This window comes from Pseudomonas sp. WS 5410, from assembly GCF_012985645.1.
GTDB classification, from domain to species: Bacteria; Pseudomonadota; Gammaproteobacteria; order Pseudomonadales; family Pseudomonadaceae; genus Aquipseudomonas; species Aquipseudomonas shahriarae.
This window is the reverse complement of sequence record NZ_JAAQWS010000001.1, coordinates 100432-123039: the sequence shown is the minus strand read 5'-3', so window position 1 is coordinate 123039 and position 22608 is coordinate 100432. Positions and strand designations below refer to the sequence as shown.

Below are 22608 nucleotides of genomic sequence, written 5' to 3'. Positions count from 1 at the left end.
TCTAAATGATTAGCGTCCCTATTAGAAACGATAATGATTATATTTCAACATTTAATTTTTTGACTCAATGGCCACGGAGGCTTTCCCCAAAATGAGAACGGGTACCCTTAGAACGAACGCGATAGATGAGGTGCAAGTCTTTGATGAAAAACGAAGTTTTTCATTCACTTCCGGCGACCGTGAGCTAGCGGTCACCGGGACACTGCAGAGAATCGAAACACCGGCCATCGGCGGCGATGACGCCAATAGCCTGTTTCAAAAAACCATTGCGCAGGCCTTCAAGCGGGCGCGCAAGGCCGGCCAGAGCAACCCTATTATCGTCGGTGCAATCCCCTTCGATCCCTGCGAAGCCTCTTGCCTCTACATCCCCGAGCATGCGCACTGGCAACCCCGCAACACCCTCGCGCCCATTAACACGGCCACGTTGCCTGAACTCATCGAACAGAAAAATATGCCGGACGAGCACGCCTTTAAGCGCGCGGTGGAACACGCCATCGTCAACTTCCGCCTGAGCGACGTACGCAAGGCTGTGCTGTCTGTGCAGCGCGAATTGGTCTTCGCCCAGGATGTGGACGTGAATGCCATGCAAACCAACCTGCGGGCGCAGAACCCCTGCGGCTATCACTTCCGTGTACCGATGCCCGATGGTTCTACGCTGATCGGCGTCAGCCCCGAGTTGCTGGTGCGCAAGGAAGGCCTGAGTTTCCTGTCCAACCCGCTGGCAGGATCGGCCAAGCGCATGGCCGACCCGCAAGCCGACCGCCGCAACGCCGACTGGCTGTCAACCTCGGACAAGGATCATTACGAACACGGTTTTGTGACGCAGGACATCGTCAGCCAACTTGGCGAGCTGTGCACCCAACTACACGTGCCACCGCGCCCCTCCCTCATCAGCACGCCTGCACTCTGGCACCTCTCCACCCGCATCGAAGGCACGTTGGCCGACCCAAGCGTGTCAGCCTTGCAGCTTGCCTGCCGCCTACACCCGACGCCCGCCGTCTGCGGCTTTCCCACTGAGCGCGCGCGACGCCTGATCCGCTTTGTCGAGCCCTTTGAGCGCGGCCTTTTCACCGGCACGGTCGGCTGGTGCGACGCCCAGGGCAATGGCGAATGGGTTGTGACGATCCGTTGCGGCACCGTCAAGCGCAACAGCGTTCGCCTGTTCGCCGGCGCCGGCATCGTCGAAGCGTCCAGCCCCGACGCCGAATGGACAGAAGTCCAGACCAAACTCGGCACCATGTTGCGCGCCTGTGGATTGGCCCACTAACTCGAACTTTCTGACCTGTGAACACTATGACTATTGAATTTAACCACTGGCCCCTGGACAGAGCGCAACGCTATCGGGACGAGGGCTACTGGATCGACAAACCGCTGACCCACATTCTCCAAACCCGCAGCCAGTCGCAACCCCACGCACTGGCGATCGTTTGCGGTGAGCGCCGCTTCAGCTACGCCGAGCTGGATCAACTCTCCTCCAACCTGGCCACCCGACTGGCCGCTAGCGGGCTAGGCAAAGGCGACACCGCCCTGGTGCAACTGCCCAACATCGCAGAGTTCTACATTGTCCTGTTTGCCCTGCTAAAGGCAGGGATCGCGCCCCTCAACGCGCTCTACTGCCACCGAAAACTGGAGCTCAAGAGCTACGCCAGACAAATCGTGCCACGGCTGCTGATCGCCTCCCGCGAGCACGAAGTGTTCCGCAACGACAGCTATATCGCCGACTTTAAGGAGGTCGGTACCAACCCTGAGATCACCTTGCTGCTGGGTGAATCACGTCACGAAAACAATCTGGCTGAGTGGATTGAAACCTCAGGCCGACGCGCCGCGAACTTCTCCCCCACCGAGCCCGGTGAAGTGGCGTTGTTCCAACTGTCGGGCGGCAGCACGGGCACACCCAAACTTATCCCGCGTACGCATAACGACTATCACTACAACGCCCGGGCGAGTGCGCAAGTCTGCGAGCTCACAGCACAGACGCGCTTTCTGTGCGCCCTCCCCGCAGCGCATAACTTCCTGCTCAGCTCGCCCGGCGCTCTGGGCGTCCTCTATGCCGGCGGCGCTATCATCATGGCCCCCAGCCCGGAGCCGCTGACCTGCTTTGCGCTCATCCAGCGTCATGAAGTGAATACAGTGGCCCTGGTGCCCAGCGCCGTCGCGTTGTGGTTGCAGGCAGCGCCGGAACATCGGGAACAGTTGCACTCCCTGGAATTCCTCCAGGTCGGTGGCGCCTGCTTTGCCGACTCGCTGGCCCAGCAGGTTCCCGGCGTACTCGGTTGCAAGCTGCAACAGGTGTTTGGCATGGCTGAGGGATTGATCAACTACACCCGCCTGGACGACTCCGACGAACAGATCTTCACCACCCAAGGCCGGCCCATCAGCCCTGGCGACGAAATCAAAATCGTCGACGAACAAGGCATCCCCGTCGCCGACGGTGAGCCCGGCATGCTCGCCACCCGTGGCCCCTATACCTTCTGCGGCTACTACCGCAGCCCCGAGCAGAACGCCCAGGCATTCGACAATGAGGGTTACTACTACTCCGGCGATCTCGTCCAGCTCACGCCCACCGGCGATTTACGCGTGGTCGGCAGGGTCAAGGACCAAATCAACCGTGGCGGTGAAAAAGTTGCCTCGGAGGAAATCGAAAACCTCATCGTTCTGCACCCGGACGTGACCCACGCCGGGTTGGTGGCCATGCCCGACGACCGCCTGGGGGAGAAGAGCTGCGCCTTCGTCGTGTCGCGCAACCCCAACCTGAAACCGCCCACGCTGCGCCGTCACTTGATGGAACTGGGCATCGCCGAATACAAGCTGCCGGACCGCATCCGGCTCATCGAAACCATGCCACTGACGGCCGTGGGCAAGATCGACAAAAAGTACCTGCGCCAGCTCCTGGCAGCGGAAACCACGCGCACCTGGTTGCAAACCCGCGTGCTGCAACTGGTCGAAGACTGCGAAGACCTGGACCCGGAAGAAAACCTGATTTTCTACGGTCTCGACTCCCTGCAAGTGATGAAACTCGCCGCCGAACTCAAAGAGCGTGGCATCGCCGTCAGCTTCGAAGAGCTGGCTGACTCACCCACGCTCGCCAGTTGGTGGTCGCTGGTAGACACACGGCAGAAAGCCGCCTGATCGAGCGGCTTCGCCCAGTCAATTTAAAAGGAGTTGAAAATGACCTTGTCCACTGCCGACCAACGTAAGCTTGAGAGCTTCTGGCAGCACTGCGTGACGAACCAATATTTCAATATCGGCTACCCCGAATCCGCCGACTTCGACTATTCGCAGCTGCATCGCTTCCTGCAGTTCTCGATCAACAACTGCGGGGACTGGAACGAGTACAGCAACTACCTGCTGAACTCGTTCGACTTTGAGAAGGACGTCATGACCTACTTCTGCGAACTGTTCAACATCGCACTCGAAGACAGCTGGGGCTACGTCACCAACGGTGGCACCGAAGGCAACATGTTCGGCTGTTACCTGGCCCGCGAACTGTTCCCGGACGGCACCCTGTACTACTCCAAAGACACCCATTACTCCGTGGCGAAAATCGTCAAACTGCTGCGCATCAAATGCCGTGCCGTCGAGTCCCTGCCCAATGGCGAAATCGACTACAACGACCTGATGGTCAAAATAGCCGCTGACCAGGAACGCCACCCGATCATCTTCGCCAATATCGGCACCACCCTGCGGGGCGCCGTCGATAACATCGCGCTCATCCAACAACGCCTGCAACAGGCGGGAATTGCCCGTCACGATTACTACCTGCACGCCGACGCCGCGCTGAGCGGGATGATCCTGCCTTTCGTCGAGCACCCGCAACCCTTCTCGTTCGCCGACGGGATCGACTCCATCTGCGTCTCCGGCCACAAGATGATCGGCTCGCCCATTCCCTGCGGAATCGTCGTGGCCAAACGCAAAAACGTCGCGCGTATTACGGTGGAGGTGGACTACATCCTGGCTCACGACAAAACCATCAGCGGCTCGCGCAATGGCCACACCCCGCTGATGATGTGGGCGGCGCTGCGCAGTCAGTCACTGGCCGATTGGCGCCACCGGATCAAGCGCAGCCTGGACGCCGCGCAATATTCGGTCGAGCGCTTCCAGGCTGCGGGGATTGATGCCTGGCGCAACAAAAACTCCATCACTGTGGTGTTCCCCTGCCCGTCAGAGCAAATCGTCAAGAAATACTGCCTGGCCACCTCCGGCAATACGGCCCACCTGATCACCACGCCCCATCATCACGACAACAGCATGATTGATGCCTTGATTGATGAGGTGATTGCCGAGACCCAACTGACAGCCTGGCAATCCGGGAAAACATCCAAACGAGCCATCGGTTAAAGACGGCTCACTCATCTATTGATAGAGACACACCATGCAGCCACTCAAAGCACCTGACGCGTGCGAAAACCTCAACGACATTCGAGCAGGCATCGACTTCTTCGATCGCCAGATCCTCGAATCACTGCAAAAACGCCTGCGCTATGTAAAAGCTGCCGCACAATTCAAAGCCAATGAACAAGACATCCCGGCCCCGGAGCGGGTGGCGGCGATGCTGCAAGAGCGGCGGGAATGGGCAATGGAAGCGGGGTTCGACGTAGCGTTTGTAGAAAAACTCTACGAGCAGATTATTCACTGGAACATTCAGGAGCAGATTCTGCACTGGCGCGCGACCTATCCCGAGAGGGCCCAAGCATAAAGCCCGATCAAGCGGCCAAGGCGCGGGGGGCACAGCAATCCCCCGCCCCGAGCTTTACATACAATTGACCGCTGCCCGTATGGGACCGGATCCCGGCTAGGGCGCGCCCGGCCTCAAAGGTAGTTTGCAAAGTAGCGACCCGGTGTAACACCGAACGTGCGACGAAACAGTGCAATAAAAGCGCTGACGTTTTCGTAGCCCAATTCCAGGGCCACACGGGTGACCGACATGTCCGCCGCAAGCATTTCCAGGGCCCTTAGCACGCGCACCCGCTGACGCCATTCGGTAAAGCTGAAACCGGTCTCCACCACAAAGCGCCGTGTCAGCGTGCGCGGTGCCATCCCCACCCAGGTCGCCCAGGCCTGCAGGCCGCGCTCGTCATCGGGGTGATCCGACAGCGCCTGGGCAATCTTGCGCAACCGGGCGTCCTGAGGTATCGGCAAACCCAGGGCCACCCGGGGCAGAGTCTGTATTTCATCAAGCACTACACCGGCCAAACGCGACTGCGCCTGGTCCAGAGGCTTGGCTCCCCACCCCGCAGCACGGGCAACTACTTCTCGCAGAAGCCCGGACACTGCAAGGATGCATGGCGTTTCGGGTAAATCAATGCACGCCAGTTCGCGCACGTAAACGCTCCAACCGGCAAACGGCCCATGGGAACGCACGCCGTGGGAGATATTGGGCGGGATCCACACGGCATGTGTCGCAGGCACCACCCACTGACTGGTGCCGGCATCCACCGAAAGCAGGCCCGACGTTGCGCCAAGCAACTGGCCCCGCGCATGGCCGTGGCGCTCGGTAACCCGTGGTTCAAGCTCCTTGCGGATCACTGCAACAATCAACGGATCCTCGGCCGAGGACGCCTCGGCGGGGGAAATCAAGGCAGCTGGCATGAGTGGCTTCATTGGGATATTGATTGTCTTCAATAACGTAAATCAGCCAACACTACGCCCTTATAGTCAAGGTCTTCAACACCTAGCGAGGAAACACCATGCGCGCAGAAGATATGCTGCCCGATGACAAAAACCAGGTACAACGCAACGGCGTCATGATTCGTAAAGGCAGCGTTGGCGCCTTCCTGATCAACGCCAGAGTGTGGACCGCCCCTACCTCCACGCCCGCGGCGCGCAGCGCTGCCGAGCAGGACCTGATCGACAGCCTGCCGGCCCTGCGTGCCCTGGGACTATTTGAAGTGCTCGCGATCCGTGATGGCGCCTTGCAGCGTCTGGTGGATGCACATTGATGAGCTTTTGCCCACAGGGCTATCCCTTGCAAGGTCTTTTGAAAGGCCAGTTGTACTTGGAGATGGAGGCTGACCCGCGTCTTGACCTTAACCATACTTGAGGTTTTATAAGGAGTGCCTGAATCGCAACGTGGCCTCCCTATGAATACCCACCACACCTCACCAGATCAACGTTCGCAACCGGTACCAGAGGTCGATGACCCTCCAAATGCAGGTTGGGCCACCCTCCTCTCTGGCGCCAATGGCGTGCGCTCCCTGGCGTTGGCAGGGGGCGTCGTGCTCCACGCGATCAACGTCTACATTGCGACTACGATCCTGCCCTCAGTTGTCCGGGACATCGGCGGCATCGACTACTACGCGTGGAACACCACACTGTTCGTCACCGCCTCGATCCTTGGCTCAGCATTGTCAGCCAGGCTCCTGGTCGGCTTGGGGGCACGCGGCGCCTACACCCTCGCCACGCTGGTGTTTGCAGCCGGTGCGCTGATCTGTGCGTTTGCCCCATCCATGCCCGTGATGCTGGCCGGCCGTCTGATCCAGGGGTTGGGTGGCGGTTTTCTGTTCGCGCTCTCTTACGCGATGATCCGCCTGGTGTTCCATGAAACCTTGTGGCCGCGAGCGATGGCGTTGGTGTCGGGCATGTGGGGAGTGGCCACGCTGATCGGCCCGGCGGTCGGTGGCGTCTTCGCTGAACTCGGCGTATGGCGCGCAGCTTTTTGGTCGCTCATCCCTGTCGCCGGGTTGTTCGCCCTGTTGGCTGCCGTGGTGTTGCCCAAACGCAACGCCATCAGATCACAACGCTTGCCGCTCCCTCTGGCCCAGTTGGTGTTCCTGACGTCGGCCGTGCTCGCTGTTTCAGCCGCCAGCGTCTCGTCAACACTCGCCTGGAACATCGCCGGCCTGGGTGCCGCCGCGCTCCTGACTGGCCTGCTGATAGTCACAGAAAGCCGCGCCCGCCATCGACTGCTGCCAACGGGCGCCTTCAGGATCACCTCCGCGCTGGGAGTGCTGTATGCAACCCTGTCCTTGCTGGCGGTGGCCGTTACCAGTGGCGAGATCTTCGTGCCACTTTTCCTCCAGGTCCTGCACCATCAATCGCCGCTCGCCGCCGGCTACCTCGCGGCGCTTATGGCGGGCGGATGGACGCTGGGCTCAATCGCAAGTTCCGGGGCACATGGCAAAGGCATCAGGCGCGCGATCCTTGCCGGCCCAATCCTTGGCTTGACGGGCATGGCTGCACTGGCCGTTTTGATTCGCGTCGAAAGTAGCGGTGGCTGGCTGACGGTCACGCCGATCTGCCTGGCGCTCGTCGCCGTCGGGTTTGGCGTCGGGCTGGCGTGGCCGCATTTGCTGACCCGGGTATTTCAGGTGACGACTGCCAGCGAGCAGGACTTGGCAGGCGCGTCGATTACTACTGTGCAACTGTTCGCCACCGCCCTCGGTGCGGCCCTCGCCGGCATGGTGGCAAACCTTGCCGGCCTTACGCATCCCGCAGGCGTCGCCGGCACGGCCAATGCTGCCGGCTGGCTGTTCGGTGTGTTTGCGGTCGCGCCCGGCGTTGCCATTTTTACCGCCCTGCGGGTGATCCGGTGTTACTCCAAAGACCAGGCAATCACTGCAGGGCACCGGTAGAGGTCACTGCCCAAAAACGCCTTAGCGCCTCAGGACTCCGACATCACCACCATCACTTCGGCGGCGGTGCCATCCTCGCCTTCCGCCAGGTAAATATGGCCGATTGCACTATTGAAATAGGCCGTCTCACGACAGCCGATGCTAAGGGATTCACCGGTTTCAAATTGAATGCGCACGCGGCCTGACAGGACGACCGCGAACTCTTGCCCCGGGTGCCGGATGTAGTCTTCGAATTGACCCAGTTCCCGCGCATAGATCCGCGCATACATGGGCGTCATGCTGCGCCCGGGGAAATCCCCGGCCATCGGGTGATAGTCATAATTGCCCGTGCTGTAGCTGGCCGCACCGTCGATGGCGGTGCTGACCACCGTAGGCTGTTGGGCGCTGACACCTTGTCTGGTCGGGCTGAACAGCTGGGCAATATCTATATTCAGGGCCCGCGCCGCAGCCGCCAGTTTTTCATAACTGACCGACACCTGCGCCAGTTCCATCTTCGACAAGGTCGACAAAGCCACGCCTGAGCGCTCGGACAGTTGTTTGAGCGTCAACTTCTGGTGCTTGCGGATCACACGCAGGCGGGCGCCAACCTGGGCGCGATCTATCAAGGGATGGGTTGTGGAACCCGAGGCGCAATCGGAACTCATGCAGGCTCTCTGTCGTACAAAAAACGGTGCCTGGAGCTGAGCCAGGGCATGGGCAGGAATAATACCTCATGGTTGTGGGTTGACTGGAAAATTCTCATATCTTACATTTCTCTTATCTGAGAATTATAAAAACACAGGAAAGGGCATGTCGTTCCTTCCCCAGAGACAGGAGGTACTCGCAGTGCCCAACAGCGAATGTTTCGATTTCGCCATCATCGGCGGTGGTATTGCGGGGGCCTCCCTGGCTTATCGCCTGGCCGGCCAGGCCAGTGTCGTGGTGCTCGAACGTGAAAGCCAGCCGGGTTACCACGCCACCGGGCGCTCTGCTGCAATGTTCATGGAGAGCTATGGCACGCCACAGATCCAGGCCCTGACCCGCGCCAGCCGAGGCTTCTATGAGCAGCCGCCCGCCGCGTTCACCGAACATGCACTCCTGGAGCCGCGCGGCTGCCTGTACATCGCCGGCCAAGAGCAGCAATCCCTGCTGCAACAAGCCTTCGCCACCAGCCGGGCGCAGGCCGGCAACGTGTCATTGATTGATACCGAGCAGGCCCTGGCATTGGTGCCGTGCCTGCGCCCCGAGGCGGTTGCCGGGGCGATGCTCGAGACCGATGCCCGCGACCTCGACGTGCATGCGCTGCACCAGGGCTTTTTGCGGGCCATGCGGCGGGCCGGCGGGGTGCTGCACTGCGATGCCCAACTGAATGTCGCCACCCGCGAAGGCCTTCAATGGCACCTGGTACTGGCCGACGGCCGCCAACTGCGCGCGCGCCACCTGGTCAATGCCGCAGGCGCCTGGGCCGATCAGGTCGCACAGCAGTGCGGCGTGCCGCCCGTTGGGTTGCAACCGTGCCGACGCTCCGCCTTTACCTTCGACGGCCCCGAAAACACGGACTTCTCCCGCTGGCCGGCGGTGATCGGTATCGACGAAAGCTTCTACTTCAAACCCGACGCTGGCCAATTGCTGGGCTCACCGGCCAATGCCGATCCTGTCCCACCACAAGATGTAATGCCTGAAGAGCTGGATATCGCCACCGGCATCTATCACATCGAGGCCGCCACCTCCTTGACCATTCGCCGCCCACGCCATAGCTGGGCCGGCCTGCGCTCATTCGTCGGCGACGGTGACCTGGTGGTCGGCTGGGACAATCATTGCGAAGGCTTCTTCTGGCTGGCGGCACAGGGCGGTTACGGCATCCAGTCTGCAGCCGGTGTATCGCAACTGGCCTGCAGCCAATTACTCGATCTTCCCCTTCCCGAGACCCTGCGCCACCAGGGCGTCGAGCCACAACGCCTGGCCCCTGGCCGCTTGCGTTAATTCATCCCCCCAATGAGGTGCATAGCATGTCTGACACTTTCCAGCGTTACCCCAGCCACCTGCCCTACCCGTTCTCCAAGGCCATTCGGGTCGGTGATTTCCTGTACCTCTCCGGGCAAGTCCCCATGAACCCTCTGGGCGAAGTGGTGCTCGGTGATATCCGCGAGCAGACCGAGGCGGCCATGGCCCGCATCGGCGAAACCCTGGCCGAATGTGGAACAAGTTTCGAGCAGGTGATCAAGGCCACCGTGTGGCTGTCGGACATGCAGCATTTCGCGGGCTTCAACGACGTGTATAAGCGCCACTTCGACGGTGGCTTCCCGGTGCGCTCCACGGTCGGCGGCGCCCAATTGGCCTTGGGCGTCGATGTCGAAATCGAAGTCCAGGCGTGGGTCGGCGCCCGTTGATCTACCCCTGCCGTTTGCCAGAGCGATGCCCCGGTAGGCCATGAGCAGTGGCCTTCCCCCCCTGAGCGATAACAACAATAATTTGAGGGAAGTCGTCATGAAAGAAAGTCTGAAAATAGCCGGCGCATTTGTCGGCGTCATTGTCGGTGCAGGGTTCGCCTCCGGTCGGGAGCTGCTACTGATGTTCGTGGATTTCGGCGTCTGGGGGCTGCTGGGTTCGGTGGTCAGCGCCACGCTCTTCATCTTTCTCGGCATGGCGTTGGCGGGCATGGGCAGCCGGCTGCGGGCAAAGTCCCACAAGGACGTAGTGCATGCATTGTGCGGACGCTACCTGGGGACCTTTGTCGACCTGATGATCACCTTTTTCATGTTTGCGGTAACGGTGGTCATGCTGGCCGGGGGTGGCGCCCTGCTGGAACAGCAGTTCGGCATTCCCGCCCTGTTCGGCAGCGCTGGGGTGACGCTGATCGTGGTCGCCATCGTGTGCCTGGATGTGAAGAAGGTCATTGGCATGATCGGCGCCGTCACACCGCTGCTGGTCCTGACAGCGGCAGGCGTGGCCCTGTATGGCGTCGCCACCCGGGGCCTGAGTTTCGGTGCGCTCAACCAACTGGCCAGCCAGCAAGCCCCTGGCGCGAGCCATTGGCTGCTGGGCGCGTTGTTGTATGTGTCCTACAACATCGTGGCCGGGGTGCCGTTTCTGGCGATCATGGGCGGCGCCGCCAAATCCGAGAAACAGGCGATCTGGGGTGGTATTTTCGGCGGAGCATTACTGGGGCTGTTGATGTTGGTAATGAGCCTGGGTCTGCTGTCACGCCTGGACAGCGTGGCGGACCTGCCCATGCCCATGCTGTCCATCGCCACTGAGGTTTCGCCGGCCCTCGGCCTGCTGATGGCGTTGATCATTTTCCTGATGATCGTCAATACGGCCGTGGGTACCTTGTATTCCTTTTCGGCCCGATTGCTGCCGGCAGGCACACGTACATTCCGCATTGGCTCGGCAGCCTTCGGTGCATTGGCATTCGCTGGCAGCCTGGTGGGATTTGTCAGCCTGGTGGGCCAGGTCTATCCACTGTTCGGTTACCTGGGCTTTTTGCTGATTGGTGCAGTGGTCGTGGGTTGGCTACGCGTAGGGGGATTGTGGCTGGCCAGTAACGGTAGATGATTCGGTACACCTGCGCCGCACACAAAAGCTAACCGAGCAAGGCCTGGGGCCCTGCTCGGTCAGGGTCTAAAGCAGCGTCCAGGTGTAACTGAGGATCAACCGGTTCTCATTGATATCGCTGCGGTAGTTTGAGCGCGCCATCACATTGCGTACCCGAATCCCCAGGCCACTGAGCACGCCGCTTTGCACGGCATACCCGATATCCAGGTCACGCTCGCGGTCCCGGCCCTCGTAGCCGCCGCCGGTGTTGACGTTGTCGCCGGTGATATAGCGCACCGTGGTAGTCAGCCCCGGCACCCCGAATGCCGCGAAGTTGTAGTCATAGCGCACCTGCCAGGAGCGCTCGTCGGTATACGCAAACTCGTAGGTGGGGACTTCGTTACCCAATGGCGTGACATTGGCAAATACCCGGGGGAAGGCGCTGTCGCCGTACATCGCCTGGTACCCCACGTAAAAGGTATGGCCACCGCGCCTGGCCGACAGCAGCGAGAAAAACGACTGGTTGTCGATCTTGCCGAGTAACTGCTCGCCCTCCTCGCGCGCTGTGTAGTAACCCAGGTTGGCGCCCAGCACCCACGTCCCGAACGGCTGGCTATGCTTGAGGCCGATAAAGTCCTGGGCGTAGATGTCCTGCAACTGGCCATGCCAGAGGCTGACACTGGTGCGTTCGCGATTAAAGGCGTAGTCGCCGCCGACATAATTGAAGGCATCGCTCTGAGCCCCGCGCTGCGGCACATGGCCGAGCATGGCGATCATCTTGCCGTCACCGGCCTCGTTGCGCAGGCTGGTGGTGCTCAGGTGCCCCGCCTGCAGGGTCAGCCCCGTGATTTCATTGGAGCTGAGACTGAGCCCCTGATAACTCGGCGGCAGCAAGCGTATGTCACTGAAGGCCAGCACCGGCAGGTTCGGCTGCAACTCCCCAACCTTCAGTTCGCTACTGGACAACCGCGCCTTGAAGGTCAAGCCCAGGCGGCTGTAGTCGTCGGCAGCGCGGCCGTCGTCCTTGACCGGCAACAAGCCGCTATTGACCCGGCCCGGACTGCTGTCGAGCTTGAGGCCCAGGGTGCCCAGCGCATCCAGGCCAAAGCCAATGGAGCCGGGGGTATACCCGGATTTGTAAGTCAGGATAAACCCCTGGCCCCACTCCTGGGCCTGGGACTGTTGGTTGGCGCCGACAATATCGGAGAAGTCGCGGCTGAAGTAATAGTTGCGGGCCTGCAAGGTAGCCGTGGAACCCGCGAAAAAACCACCCTCGCCCGCCGTTGCCGCAAGGGGCAGCCCTAGCAGGGAAAGCCAGATACGTTGTGTGTGCATGTCGTTGCTCTTTGTTTTTATTATCGACAGGTCGGACAGTTACAGCGCCTGGGCGGCGGGCAACCGGATAGCGGTGCGCCGCTCATTCAAGGCGAATACCGTCATGGCCAGGGCCGCAATGGCACCGGGCACGGCAAAGGCCATGAAGTTCAGTTGCAGCGGCAGCTCGATCGCCATCAACGCGCCGCCTAACAGTGGGCCGACGATGGCGCCATTGCGCCCGATGCCGGAGGCCCAGCCCAGGCCAGTGGCGCGAATCGACAAGCCATAGAGTTGCGCCGCCCCCGCATACAGAAGGATTTGCGTGCCGATGGTGGTGGCGCCTGCAATAAAGATCAGCAGGTACAAGACCGGCATCGGGCTGTTGATGCCCAGCAGGCTGATGGAAACCACGGCGGCAACAAAGAAGCAGATCACCACTTTCACCAGGTTCAGCCGATCCCCCAACCGCCCGCCAATCAACGCCCCGGCCATACCGCCCAGGTTCAGGGCAATCAGGAATGACAAGCTCGACCCGAGGCTGTAGCCAGCCCCGGCCATCAGCTTGGGCAGCCACGAACTCAAGGCATAGACCATCAACAGGCAGCAGAAAAACGCGGTCCAGATCATCGCCGTACGCATGGCCAGGCCATGCCGGAACAGCTCCACCACCGACGCGCCCTTGCTCTTGACGTCCGCGATGAGCAGTTCATCCCCGGCGTTGATCGGGGTGTCTGGCGACAGGCGATTAAGCAGCACTCGGGCCTGCTCTACACTGCCCTGGCGGATCAGAAAGCCAATGGATTCGGGCAACCACAGCACAATCACCGGCAACAGCAGCAGCGGGATGACGGCGACAAAAAACATCGACGACCAGCCATAGGCCGGCAACATGAAAATCCCCACACTGGCGGCGAGCATGCCACCCAGGGAATAGCCGCTGAACATGAAGGCCATCAAGGTGCTGCGCACTTTTTTCGGCGCATATTCGTTGATCAGCGCCGCCGCGTTAGGCATCAGCCCACCACAGCCAAGCCCGGCGATAAACCGGCAGATGCCAAACTCCATAGGGCTGCTGGCAAAGCCGTTGATCACCGTGGCAATGCTGAACAACGCAAAGCAAAAGACGATGCCTTTCTTGCGCCCGAAGCGGTCCGCCAGGGTGCCGAAGATCAGCGCGCCGAACATCATGCCGAACAGCGCATAACTGCCCAGGGCGCCGGCCTGCAGGGGCGTCAGCCCCCACTCGCGCATGATCGATGGCAAGACCACGCCATAGATAAACAAGTCATAGCCATCAAAGATCAACAGCAAGGCACACAGGCTGACAACCAGCCAATGGAAGCGATTGAAAGGGGCATTGTCGATAATCGAATGAACGTCATGGGTACGCATGGCAGTGCTCTCTTTATTGTTGTTGTGAGTCAATGTCTGCAGGTAACGGTGAATCAGCCGAGGTCGCCACCTCCTATCGGCAAGGTCACGCCGGTGATATAGGAAGCCTCGTCAGAGGCCAGGAATAGAATCGCGCCCGCTTGCTCGTCGATGCTGCCGTAGCGTTTCATCGGGCTGCTGTCGAGGGTCTGGTCGACGATCTGCTGGTACCACACGCGCTCCTGCTCGCTTTGCGGCTGGCTGTTGCGCGGGATGCGCCGCGGTGGGGCCTCGGTGCCGCCCGGTGCGGTGGCATTGACACGGATGCCGCTGCCGGCGGTCTCCAGGGCCAGGCACGCGGTCAGGGCATTGACCCCGCCCTTGGCCGCGCCATAGGGCACCCGATTGACCCCGCGTGTGGCGACCGAAGACACATTGACGATGGCCCCACTGCCCTGCTCCAGCATGTAGGGCAGCACGCAATGGCAACACCACAACGTGGGGAACAGCGAGCGGCGCACTTCGGCTTCGATTTGCGCTACCGCGTAGAACTCAAAGGGCTTGGCCCAGATAGTCCCGCCGACGTTGTTGATCAGAATGTCGATGCGCCCAAACCGCACCTTGGCGGCGGCCATGACCTCGGCACACGCGGCATGTTGCTCAAGGTCGGCGATCAGGGTCAGCAGCCGCGCATGCTGCAACTCATGCACCAGCTCCGAGCGATCGACCGCGACCACCCAGGCGCCCTCCGCCAGCAACCGCTCGGCCACGCGCCGGCCGATGCCCTGGGCGGCGCCGGTAACCAGCGCTACCTTGGTGTCAAAACGTGGATTCATGCTGATCTCCTCACGCGGCGTCAGAACTTGCGACGGCATTGGCGGTGAATTTCTCGTAATGGAAGCTGGCCGGGCTCACGCCTTGGTGCTTGAAGTGTTGGCGCACCGCATCGACCATCGGCGGCGGCCCGCACAGGTAGACATCGACATCGCCGTCGTGGAGCGCCTCGCGGGCCATATGCTGGGTGACATACCCCTGGCGCGGGTGCGCGGTCTGCGGGTCGGCCACGCAAGTGACAACCGTGAGCTGGGGCAAGCGCGCGGCGAAGGCCTCCAGAGCCTCAACCAGCACCAGGTCCTGATCCCGCGTTACCCCGTAGATCAGTGTGATCGGCCGGGTTTCCCCGCGCTGTGCCAACACCTCAAGCATCGACAGAAACGGCGCCAGACCGGTGCCGCCGGCCAGTAACAACAGGGGCCGCACCACCTCGCGCAGGTAAAAACTGCCCAGTGGTCCAGTCATCGGCACTCGATCGCCCGGCCGGGCGCGCTCCAGCCAGCTGCTCATCAAGCCGCCCGGCACATGCTTGATCAGGAAACTCGCGTGCGTGTCGCCAGGGCGGCTGCTGAATGAATAGGAGCGCGTCTGCCCACTGTCGGGCACACCGATATTCACGTACTGGCCGGGTAAAAACACCGGCGCCTGGTCCAATCCAAAGCTCACCTCCAGCGCGGCATCGGCGTGGCGGGTAATGCTCGCCAGCGTCGCGGCAAACTGCGTGGTGCCGGTCTTGCACGCACTGGACGGCAACGGCACGGCAATCACGCAATCGGATTGCGGCACCATCTGGCAGGTCAGCACCTGGCGTTCCCGGGCTTCGTCGGCGCTCAGGGCGTCGTCGATATAGTCGTCACCCAAGTCGTAGGCGCCGGTTTCACAATGGCATTTGCAGGTACCGCACACCCCGTCGGAGCAGTCCATGGGCAGGTTGATGCGTTGGCGAAAGGCGGCGTCGAGGACCTTCTCCCCCACCTTGCAGTCGATGAAGCGGGTCACCCCATCTTCGAAGTTCAGGGCAATGGCATAGCTCATGGCGGTGTCCTCAGATGTGGTAGATGTCGATGACCTGGTGGATGTAATCGTTTTTCAGCACCACCTTCTTGCGCGTGATCAGCGGCTGCTCGCCACTGATATCCAGGCCATAGAAGGACGTCCCGAAATAGCTGTCCGTGGTCTTGTAGCGGTGGCTGAGGGTGTGCCAGTTGAAACGCAGCTCTACCTGCGCGCCATCGTCGGCCAGCACTTCGAGGTTGCCGAGCAGGTGCACCGTGCGCGGCTCGGGCGTGCTGGCGCTGGATCGCTCGGTCTTGATCCGGAAGATCCGGTCTTCCAGGCCATCGCGGCTGGGGTAGTAGATCAGTGAGATTTCGCTGTGCGGGTCTTCGGTGAGGGTGTCGTAGTCGTCCCAGGCGGGCATCCAGAACTCCACTTTGGGCGAGTAACACGCCAGCCATTCATCCCACTGGCGATCATCCAGCAGGCGCGCTTCGCGGTAGAGAAAATCCAGCAGGCGGTCACGGGACAGGCTCATGGCTGCACCTCCCGGTCGCTGGCGATCAGGCCCTGCTGTTCGCGCTCGATTGCGCGCTGCAGGCTTGCGGCCCAATGCGCATGCTGGCGCACGAACAAGCCTTCGTCTTCGGTCTTCAACCCGCTCAGTTGCGGGTGCATGCCCATGGCCCTGGCGTTGTCGTCGGCCCCCTCCACCCACTGTTTGGCGCCACGGCTCAGGTCATTCCACAGGGTGGTCGCCCCCTGGTAGCCGGTCTGGCAGGCGCGGAACTCCTCCAGGTCATCCGGGGTACCCATGCCGCTGACGTTAAAGAAGTCTTCGTACTGGCGAATCCGCGTCGCCCGCTCCTGGGCACTTTCGCCGATCGGCGCCATGCAATAGATGGTCACTTCGGTCTTGTCCACCGCGAGGGGCCGCACCACACGGATCTGCGTGGAGAACTGGTCCATCAGGTACACATTGGGGTACAGGCACAGGTTGCGGGTCTGGTCGACGATAAAGTCCGCACGCGCCTGGCCCAGGCGCTCGGCCAATGCTTCGCGATGGGCATGCACCGGACGCACCTCGGGGTTGAGCAGGCGCGTCCACAGCAGGATATGCCCGTGATCGAAGGCGTAGACCCCGCCCAGGCTTTTCGACCAGCCATTGGCATCGACCGTGCGCGTGCCTTCGGCCTCGTAATTGCGCCGGCCCATGGTCGCCGAGTAGTTCCAGTGCACGGAACTGACGTGGTAACCGTCGGCACCGTTCTCGATCTGCAGCTTCCAGTTGCCGTCGTAGACATAGGATGAACTGCCGCGCAGCACCTCCAGGCCCTGGGGAGCCTGGTCGACCATCTGGTCGATGATGACGCGGGTCTCGCCCAGGTAATCACTCAGTTCCGGCACCGCGTCGCTGAGGCTGCCGAACAGAAAACCGCGGTAGTTTTCAAAGCGCGCCAGGCGCTTGAGGTCGTGGGAGCCGTCACAGTCGAAGCTGTCCGGGTAGGCCCCGGTCTTGCCATCCTTGACCTTGAGCAGCTTGCCGGCGTTGCTGAAGGTCCAGCCGTGGAATGGGCAGGTGAATGAGCCCTTGTTGCCCTGCTTGCGCCGGCACAACATGGCGCCGCGATGGGCGCAGGCATTGACCAGGCCATGCAGGGTGCCCTGTTTGTCGCGGGTGATCACCACCGGCTGGCGGCCAATCCAGGTGGTGTAGTAGTCGTTGATTTCCGGCACCTGGCTTTCATGGGCCAGGTACAGCCACCCGCCTTCGAAGATGTGCTTGATCTCCAGGGCAAACAGCTCGGGGTCGGTAAAGATGTCGCGGCGGCAGCGGAACACCCCGGTAGCGGGATCTTCCTGAACGGACTCGCGCAGTTGTGCAGCGAGGCGCTCGAGTGTACTGGTCATGGGGCAGGCCCTCCGTTGTTCTTGTATCAGGCGCCCTCACCGTACGTGTTCGTCCTGTTCCTCAATATCCGCTTCCTGCAAATCAGTATCCGGCTGGCGCAAGCCGCTTAGCGATGGCGCCTCCAGGTCTGCGAAGGCAGCTCACCAAAGCGTTTGCGATAGGCCTCGGAGAAGCGCCCCAGGTGCATAAAGCCATGGTCCAGTGCCACCTCCGTCACGCTGCGCGCGGTAGTCAGTTGCAAACGCGCATGCACCCGCTCCAGCTTGCGCTGGCGTACATAATCACGGGGCGACAGGCCCACCTGGCGTTCGAACAGGCTGTACAGCGAACGCTCACTGACCTTGGCCACCGCCATCAACTGCTCGATGCTGATGTCCTCGCCCAGATGTCCCTCGATAAACTCGCGCACGGCCTCAAAACCGCCGCCTTGCGCCGCCTGGGGAACCACCCGCAACACATTGCTGGCCAGCAGCGCCAACAGCTTATTGGCCACAATCCGCTCATACAGGCCCTGCACCTCAGGCTCGGCGGCGTTTTCCGCCTCATGGCAGATCAGCCCCAGTAACTGCAGAAAACCGTCCATCTCACTCAGCGCCCGGCGTGCATCCGCAAAGCGAATACCCGGCTGCGGCAGCGTCCAGTGCTGCGCCAGGCAAGCGTTTTCCAACAGACGCACCGGCAACTTGATGATGAATTTTTCGCAGTCGGCGGAATAGGTCAGGTCCACCGGGTCATCCGGGTTGATCAGCAAGATCTCCCCCGGTCCGAAGACCTGCTCCCCGCCCCGGGAATTGGAGCGGCAGTGGCCTGTCAGCAGGATCTGCAAGTGATAAATGGTTTCCAGCGCCACCGACGTGACCCTGACCGGCGCGCCATAGCTGATACGGCACAAGTCCAGGCTGGAAAACGTCCGGTGACTGATACTCGCCATCGGCCGGCCCTTGGGCGGCAGGCGGATACAGTGGCTGCCCACATGCTGGTTGACATAGTCCGACACAGCATAGGCATCGGCGCCCTGGAAAATCTGGCTGCGCTCACTCAATAGCACGGTCATGGTGCGCCTCTTTATCGTTATTGGCCTCAGGCTGAGGCGTGATGCCGCGACCGTCCAATATGGATAAGGTCTGACGGGATACCTGGGAGGTATGGTCGGCTTTGCGTGGGGCGATAATCCGCACTAGGCCGGGCATCATGCGGCGCACGACCGCTTGGGGGGGCGACATGTCTTGATACGTGTTCCGTAGCGCCTTAGATCAGAAGTGCGCTCATGGGACGTGCTGCCACTTTTTATAAACGGGCGCGGGTTGCGGCCTTCGAGGTGGATTAGTCCCGGCCCTCGACAAGCGGGGTCAATATCTCCAGAAAACCGGAGTTACGAGTACCAACACCGTCAGGATTTCCAACCTTCCCAGAAGCATGCCAACGGTCAGTAGCCATTTTGCGGCATCCGGTAATGATGAGAAGTTACCGGCCGGGCCAATGATTGTGCCAAGCCCCGGCCCGACGTTACACACCGCAGTAGCGGCACCGCTCAACGCGGTTGTCCAATCAAGCCCGATGAGAGCCAGGCCCAAGGCAATCGCGGCAATCGTGATAGTGAAGAAAAACGAGAAGGTCAATAGCGAGCGCACGATCTCTTCGTCGATGGGATGGCCGTTGTATTTTTTCTGAATCACGGCTCGAGGGTGGATCAACTGCTTCAAGCTACTGACCAGTAGAGCGGCAGCCACCTGAAAACGGAAGATTTTAAGCCCGCCTGCAGTGGAGCCGGAACAACCACCCACGAACGTCAGATAGAAAAACAGCAAGACCGCGAAGCTGCCCCACAAGGTGTAGTCGCCAACAGCAATTCCAGTGGTCGTGACCACCGAGGTCACGTTGACTGCCACGATACGAAACGCATCCCACCACCCGTAATCGCTGTGAAAATACAGCCAGGTGCCCACGGCCAGCGATGTGACAAGCAAGAATCCAATAAATCCGCGTACCTGGTGATCCTTGATCAGCGCACGCCGATTACCCCGCAATGTGGCGACGTACAAGGTGAACGGCATACTGCCCAGAATCATGATGGCCACTGCCACCCAGTGAATCGTTGGTTGTGTCCAATGCCCGAGTGAGGCATCGGAAGTTGAGAACCCGCCGGTAGAGATCAACGACATTGCGTGGTTGATCGCGTCAAATGGCGTCATTCCAGCGAGCCAGAGCGCGATTGCGCCGATGCCAGTAAGCCCGCAATAGAGCAGCAGGATGTACTTGGCGCCCACATGGGAACGCGGCGTCATTTTCTCTGACCAGTCTGAGGACTCTGTCTGGAACAGCCGCATGCCACCCACTCGTAACAGTGGAAGGATCGCCACCGCCATGCCAATAAATCCTATGCCTCCCAACCAATGCAGCATGGAGCGCCAGATCAACAAGCCGGGAGATGAGGTGTCCAGGCCACTGAGTACAGTCGAGCCGGTGGTTGTGATGCCAGACATCGTTTCAAAAAACGCGTCGGTGTAACTGATGTCAGTGATGAACAGCATTGGCAACGCTGCGAAGGTGCACACCACCACCCAACTGCCCGTCGTCAGCAGGTACATATCTCTCGGGCGAAGCTGACCAGTATCCGGGCGCCCCCGGACGACCAACAGGAGGCCACAGATGAGGGTAATCAAACTCGACCAGAGAAATGCCGACAGATCGTCGCTACGGCCGTAGACCACCAGCGTGATCATGGGAATAGCCATGCTTATGGCCAGCGTGACCAGAAAAATGCCTAAGATAAATCCAATAAGCCGAATTGCTGCGAGGGACATGAGGAGCGTTCCAAATTATCACCGCGCAGTATTCGATGCCGAACCTGGAAGCTCCGTAAATTTTGCGTAAAATTTTCACGAGCAAGCCGTCAGACTGCGTGCGTCAAAGGCAGCTTTTGGCACAGAGCAATTCAACCAGCAGCATGCTGCCAAACCGGTATGACCTCATCACGTAGCCGGGTACCCGATTCGCTTAAAGCGTCTGCATTTCAGTCGTCATTATTATTTTCCCATTTAATAACGAGAAAGCTCGTTGTAAAGATAAAAAATTATCTGTATTGCCAACATTCAAAACTAGAATCGACCATCCAATTCGCTAGAGGCAAATAGATCGAGGAAAGACATTTCTTAATATTACAGAGCGAAGCGCGAATAATTTAGTTAGGCTGGCCTTGTTTTGAACGTATACAACAGGATGTGCCGTGTGAAGCCCCTAGCGACAAACCCAAGATTCGCCATTGTCTTAGCTGTTTTTTATACACTATCAATGGTTCTTGCGGCCAAAGTAACTTACCTGATGATTTTTTCCCATGAGTTCCTGGCCAGCGAAGGCCGCAAACGAACAACGCGAATGATTGAAACGATCCCCGTTCGCGGGACTATATTCGACAGATTCAGTCAGCCGCTGGCAGTTTCCACACCGGTGAGCACCTTGTGGGTAAACCCTAAACAGTTTGACCCAACAAATCAGCAAGCAGCCTTACTCAAAGAACATCTTGACATCAATGAATCACTAACAAAAAACCTAACACTAAACACTCAAAACAAATCCTTTGCCTATTTGGCCAGAAGGATTGATCCCCAGCTGGCGAACACCATAATGGAACTATCTATTCCTGGCGTTTATGAACGCCAGGAATACAAGAGATACTACCCTCAATCCTCGATGCTTGCTCAGTCAATAGGCTTCACCAATATTGACCAGAAAGGTATCGAAGGTATCGAATTAATGTATAACCATAAACTTTCTGGCCTGCCTGGCATAGAAGAGCACACGTTAAACCTACACAAGCGAGCCACTCGTGAAATCGTTGTGCACAAACCCTTTACTCCGGGAGACAATCTGCATTTGACGATTGACTCCACACTTCAACATTACGTTGAAAAAGCACTACTGAAAGCCCTCATGAAAAATGCAGCCAAGTCTGCAAGTGCGATCCTTATACACGCTAAAACCGGTGAGATATTAGCACTCTCTACAATGCCCTCCTTCAATCCCAATGCACGCAAAAGCTTCAACGCGGAGCTTATTCGAAATCGCGTTTTCACTGATGTGTATGAGCCCGGCTCAGTGATAAAACCATTCAGTATGGCAGCCGTTCTGACGGCTAAAATAATTGACAAAGACGCCATTATTCAAATAGCACCAGGATTCGTAAAGATAAATGGATATACCATTAGGGATGTAGGCAGAGACAGCCAATTGGATTTGGCGGGAATTATCCGCCGCTCTTCAAATGTTGGCATGAGCAAGGTCGCGATTCCGACAGGTGGAGCAGTCATCTCACAATTGCTTACTGAGTTGGGATTCGGAATCAACACAGCTATCTACTTCCCCGGAGAAAGCGTCGGGACTGTTCCAGTCAACCGGGTGTGGTCCGACATTGCTACAGCGAGCCTCTCATACGGATACAGCTTGTCTGTCAACTTGGCACAACTGGCTCAAGCCTATACCGTCTTTGCGAATGACGGGAATCTAGTTCCACTATCAATAATCAAAGGCGAGGCAAAGCCGTCACGCAACGTCATAAGTCCGGAGGTCGCCAACAGTGTTCTGAGCATGATGGTGCAGGCCGTGGATGGCCCTGGAGCAGGTGGAAAGCGCGCAGCCATCGACGGTTATACAATTGCAGGCAAAAGCGGCACGTCACGCAAGGCATCCAGCGGCGGATATCAAAACAATAAATATAGAGCCATGTTCGTAGGTATCGCTCCGGCCAACGCGCCGGAATTCATAATGGCCGTAATCGTAGATGAACCCACTGCCGGAGGCTATTTCGGGGGAGCTATTGCAGCACCGATTTTTAAGGAGGTCCTTGAAGACGCTCTTCGGATCAGAAATATTCCGAGTGATGAGCGTCGTTCCACTCGCGCCACGCCTGGGCGTGCTGGGGCCCCATCGCCCGCGATGTTTACGACGCCTATACACTCGCAGCCACCATTGCGAGCCCATATACCCGCAACGGGTTGAACGCTCAGTCTGAACTTGGCAGTAAGCTGGGTTCCCAATGGGCGGCTTCCGAGTGCAGCTCGATGATCATTGCTCGGAGGCCATTTCTCGCAGCAACGC

The 22608-nt window shown here is 59.6% G+C and carries 20 protein-coding genes; 10 read left to right on the top strand and 10 right to left on the bottom strand.

Going from position 1 to position 22608, the window contains the following annotated elements; translation table 11 throughout:
• The first annotated feature begins 91 nt into the window (after positions 1-91).
• The 4 genes from HBO24_RS00555 to HBO24_RS00540 are packed head-to-tail and all read left to right on the top strand — an operon-like array spanning position 92 to position 4696.
• Positions 92-1267 (top strand): isochorismate synthase MenF, encoded by a 1176-nt coding sequence (locus HBO24_RS00555; RefSeq protein ID WP_115129396.1) that lies wholly within the window; start codon positions 92-94, stop codon positions 1265-1267.
• 26 nt (positions 1268-1293) lie between these two features.
• Positions 1294-3129, top strand: a complete 1836-nt coding sequence (locus tag HBO24_RS00550; protein ID WP_115128185.1) for a (2,3-dihydroxybenzoyl)adenylate synthase — start codon at positions 1294-1296, stop codon at positions 3127-3129.
• Positions 3130-3168: 39 nt separating this feature from the next.
• Complete coding sequence (locus tag HBO24_RS00545) at positions 3169-4338, top strand: histidine decarboxylase (protein WP_170059112.1); 1170 nt, start codon at positions 3169-3171, stop codon at positions 4336-4338.
• 34 nt (positions 4339-4372) lie between these two features.
• Positions 4373-4696 (top strand): isochorismate lyase, encoded by a 324-nt coding sequence (locus HBO24_RS00540; protein ID WP_115128183.1) that lies wholly within the window; start codon positions 4373-4375, stop codon positions 4694-4696.
• 113 nt (positions 4697-4809) lie between these two features.
• Here HBO24_RS00540 and HBO24_RS00535 read toward each other — a convergent pair whose 3' ends face one another.
• A complete protein-coding gene (locus HBO24_RS00535) occupies positions 4810-5589 on the bottom strand; it encodes a helix-turn-helix transcriptional regulator (RefSeq protein WP_170059111.1) in 780 nt (259 codons plus the stop codon).
• Between the two features lie 98 nt (positions 5590-5687).
• Here HBO24_RS00535 and HBO24_RS00530 point away from each other — a divergent pair, with 98 nt between their 5' ends.
• Both HBO24_RS00530 and HBO24_RS00525 read left to right on the top strand, forming a co-directional pair.
• Positions 5688-5939, top strand: coding sequence for a hypothetical protein (locus tag HBO24_RS00530; RefSeq protein WP_057438437.1), 252 nt, complete (start codon positions 5688-5690; stop codon positions 5937-5939).
• Positions 5940-6080: 141 nt separating this feature from the next.
• Positions 6081-7571, top strand: a complete 1491-nt coding sequence (locus tag HBO24_RS00525) for an MFS transporter (protein ID WP_170059110.1) — start codon at positions 6081-6083, stop codon at positions 7569-7571.
• Between the two features lie 29 nt (positions 7572-7600).
• Here HBO24_RS00525 and HBO24_RS00520 read toward each other — a convergent pair whose 3' ends face one another.
• Entirely contained in the window at positions 7601-8215 is a 615-nt protein-coding gene (locus HBO24_RS00520) for an XRE family transcriptional regulator (protein ID WP_170059109.1), read from the bottom strand.
• Between the two features lie 181 nt (positions 8216-8396).
• Here HBO24_RS00520 and HBO24_RS00515 point away from each other — a divergent pair, with 181 nt between their 5' ends.
• From HBO24_RS00515 to HBO24_RS00505, 3 genes are all read left to right on the top strand, one after another.
• Positions 8397-9533, top strand: coding sequence for an FAD-dependent oxidoreductase (locus HBO24_RS00515; protein ID WP_170059304.1), 1137 nt, complete (start codon positions 8397-8399; stop codon positions 9531-9533).
• A 26-nt stretch (positions 9534-9559) separates the two neighbouring features.
• Positions 9560-9940 carry a RidA family protein gene (locus tag HBO24_RS00510; RefSeq protein WP_170059108.1) on the top strand — a complete coding sequence of 127 codons (381 nt, stop codon included), beginning with the start codon at positions 9560-9562 and terminating at the stop codon, positions 9938-9940.
• Between the two features lie 97 nt (positions 9941-10037).
• Positions 10038-11105, top strand: a complete 1068-nt coding sequence (locus HBO24_RS00505) for a hypothetical protein (protein WP_170059107.1) — start codon at positions 10038-10040, stop codon at positions 11103-11105.
• A 66-nt stretch (positions 11106-11171) separates the two neighbouring features.
• On the opposite strand, the gene HBO24_RS00500 is transcribed toward HBO24_RS00505, so the two are convergent.
• The 8 genes from HBO24_RS00500 to HBO24_RS00465 all read right to left on the bottom strand — a co-directional run bounded on the left by HBO24_RS00500 (position 11172) and on the right by HBO24_RS00465 (position 20318).
• Positions 11172-12419, bottom strand: coding sequence for an OprD family porin (locus HBO24_RS00500; RefSeq protein WP_170059106.1), 1248 nt, complete (start codon positions 12417-12419; stop codon positions 11172-11174).
• A gap of 39 nt (positions 12420-12458) precedes the next feature.
• Positions 12459-13793, bottom strand: a complete 1335-nt coding sequence (locus HBO24_RS00495; RefSeq protein WP_170059105.1) for an MFS transporter — start codon at positions 13791-13793, stop codon at positions 12459-12461.
• 53 nt (positions 13794-13846) lie between these two features.
• Complete coding sequence (locus HBO24_RS00490; RefSeq protein ID WP_170059104.1) at positions 13847-14608, bottom strand: 1,6-dihydroxycyclohexa-2,4-diene-1-carboxylate dehydrogenase; 762 nt, start codon at positions 14606-14608, stop codon at positions 13847-13849.
• Positions 14609-14618: 10 nt separating this feature from the next.
• Positions 14619-15641: a benzoate 1,2-dioxygenase electron transfer component BenC gene (gene benC / locus HBO24_RS00485; RefSeq protein ID WP_170059103.1), complete on the bottom strand. Its 1023-nt coding sequence runs from the start codon at positions 15639-15641 to the stop codon at positions 14619-14621.
• A gap of 10 nt (positions 15642-15651) precedes the next feature.
• Positions 15652-16140, bottom strand: a complete 489-nt coding sequence (benB, locus tag HBO24_RS00480) for a benzoate 1,2-dioxygenase small subunit (RefSeq protein ID WP_128593680.1) — start codon at positions 16138-16140, stop codon at positions 15652-15654.
• Positions 16137-17513: a Rieske 2Fe-2S domain-containing protein gene (locus HBO24_RS00475; protein WP_170045588.1), complete on the bottom strand. Its 1377-nt coding sequence runs from the start codon at positions 17511-17513 to the stop codon at positions 16137-16139. The genes benB and HBO24_RS00475 overlap by 4 nt, the downstream gene beginning before the upstream one ends.
• Before the next feature lie 107 nt (positions 17514-17620).
• Positions 17621-18568: an AraC family transcriptional regulator gene (locus HBO24_RS00470; protein WP_170045589.1), complete on the bottom strand. Its 948-nt coding sequence runs from the start codon at positions 18566-18568 to the stop codon at positions 17621-17623.
• 295 nt (positions 18569-18863) lie between these two features.
• On the bottom strand, positions 18864-20318 hold the full coding sequence (locus HBO24_RS00465) for a TrkH family potassium uptake protein (RefSeq protein ID WP_169960286.1): 1455 nt from the start codon (positions 20316-20318) through the stop codon (positions 18864-18866).
• Between the two features lie 424 nt (positions 20319-20742).
• On the opposite strand from HBO24_RS00465, the gene HBO24_RS00460 reads away from it, so the two are divergent.
• Entirely contained in the window at positions 20743-22509 is a 1767-nt protein-coding gene (locus HBO24_RS00460; RefSeq protein WP_120733018.1) for a penicillin-binding protein 2, read from the top strand.
• The last annotated feature ends 99 nt before the right edge of the window (positions 22510-22608 follow it).

Bases quoted from the DNA above. Each gene is read 5' to 3' on its own strand.
- HBO24_RS00555 (WP_115129396.1), top strand. From the start codon at position 92: ATGAGAACGGGTACCCTTAGAACGAACGCGATAGATGAGGTGCAAGTC.
- HBO24_RS00550 (WP_115128185.1), top strand. From the start codon at position 1,294: ATGACTATTGAATTTAACCACTGGCCCCTGGACAGAGCGCAACGCTAT.
- HBO24_RS00545 (WP_170059112.1), top strand. From the start codon at position 3,169: ATGACCTTGTCCACTGCCGACCAACGTAAGCTTGAGAGCTTCTGGCAG.
- HBO24_RS00540 (WP_115128183.1), top strand. From the start codon at position 4,373: ATGCAGCCACTCAAAGCACCTGACGCGTGCGAAAACCTCAACGACATT.
- HBO24_RS00535 (WP_170059111.1), bottom strand. From the start codon at position 5,589: ATGCCAGCTGCCTTGATTTCCCCCGCCGAGGCGTCCTCGGCCGAGGAT.
- HBO24_RS00530 (WP_057438437.1), top strand. From the start codon at position 5,688: ATGCGCGCAGAAGATATGCTGCCCGATGACAAAAACCAGGTACAACGC.
- HBO24_RS00525 (WP_170059110.1), top strand. From the start codon at position 6,081: ATGAATACCCACCACACCTCACCAGATCAACGTTCGCAACCGGTACCA.
- HBO24_RS00520 (WP_170059109.1), bottom strand. From the start codon at position 8,215: ATGAGTTCCGATTGCGCCTCGGGTTCCACAACCCATCCCTTGATAGAT.
- HBO24_RS00510 (WP_170059108.1), top strand. From the start codon at position 9,560: ATGTCTGACACTTTCCAGCGTTACCCCAGCCACCTGCCCTACCCGTTC.
- HBO24_RS00505 (WP_170059107.1), top strand. From the start codon at position 10,038: ATGAAAGAAAGTCTGAAAATAGCCGGCGCATTTGTCGGCGTCATTGTC.
- HBO24_RS00500 (WP_170059106.1), bottom strand. From the start codon at position 12,419: ATGCACACACAACGTATCTGGCTTTCCCTGCTAGGGCTGCCCCTTGCG.
- HBO24_RS00495 (WP_170059105.1), bottom strand. From the start codon at position 13,793: ATGCGTACCCATGACGTTCATTCGATTATCGACAATGCCCCTTTCAAT.
- HBO24_RS00490 (WP_170059104.1), bottom strand. From the start codon at position 14,608: ATGAATCCACGTTTTGACACCAAGGTAGCGCTGGTTACCGGCGCCGCC.
- benC (WP_170059103.1), bottom strand. From the start codon at position 15,641: ATGAGCTATGCCATTGCCCTGAACTTCGAAGATGGGGTGACCCGCTTC.
- benB (WP_128593680.1), bottom strand. From the start codon at position 16,140: ATGAGCCTGTCCCGTGACCGCCTGCTGGATTTTCTCTACCGCGAAGCG.
- HBO24_RS00475 (WP_170045588.1), bottom strand. From the start codon at position 17,513: ATGACCAGTACACTCGAGCGCCTCGCTGCACAACTGCGCGAGTCCGTT.
- HBO24_RS00470 (WP_170045589.1), bottom strand. From the start codon at position 18,568: ATGACCGTGCTATTGAGTGAGCGCAGCCAGATTTTCCAGGGCGCCGAT.
- HBO24_RS00465 (WP_169960286.1), bottom strand. From the start codon at position 20,318: ATGTCCCTCGCAGCAATTCGGCTTATTGGATTTATCTTAGGCATTTTT.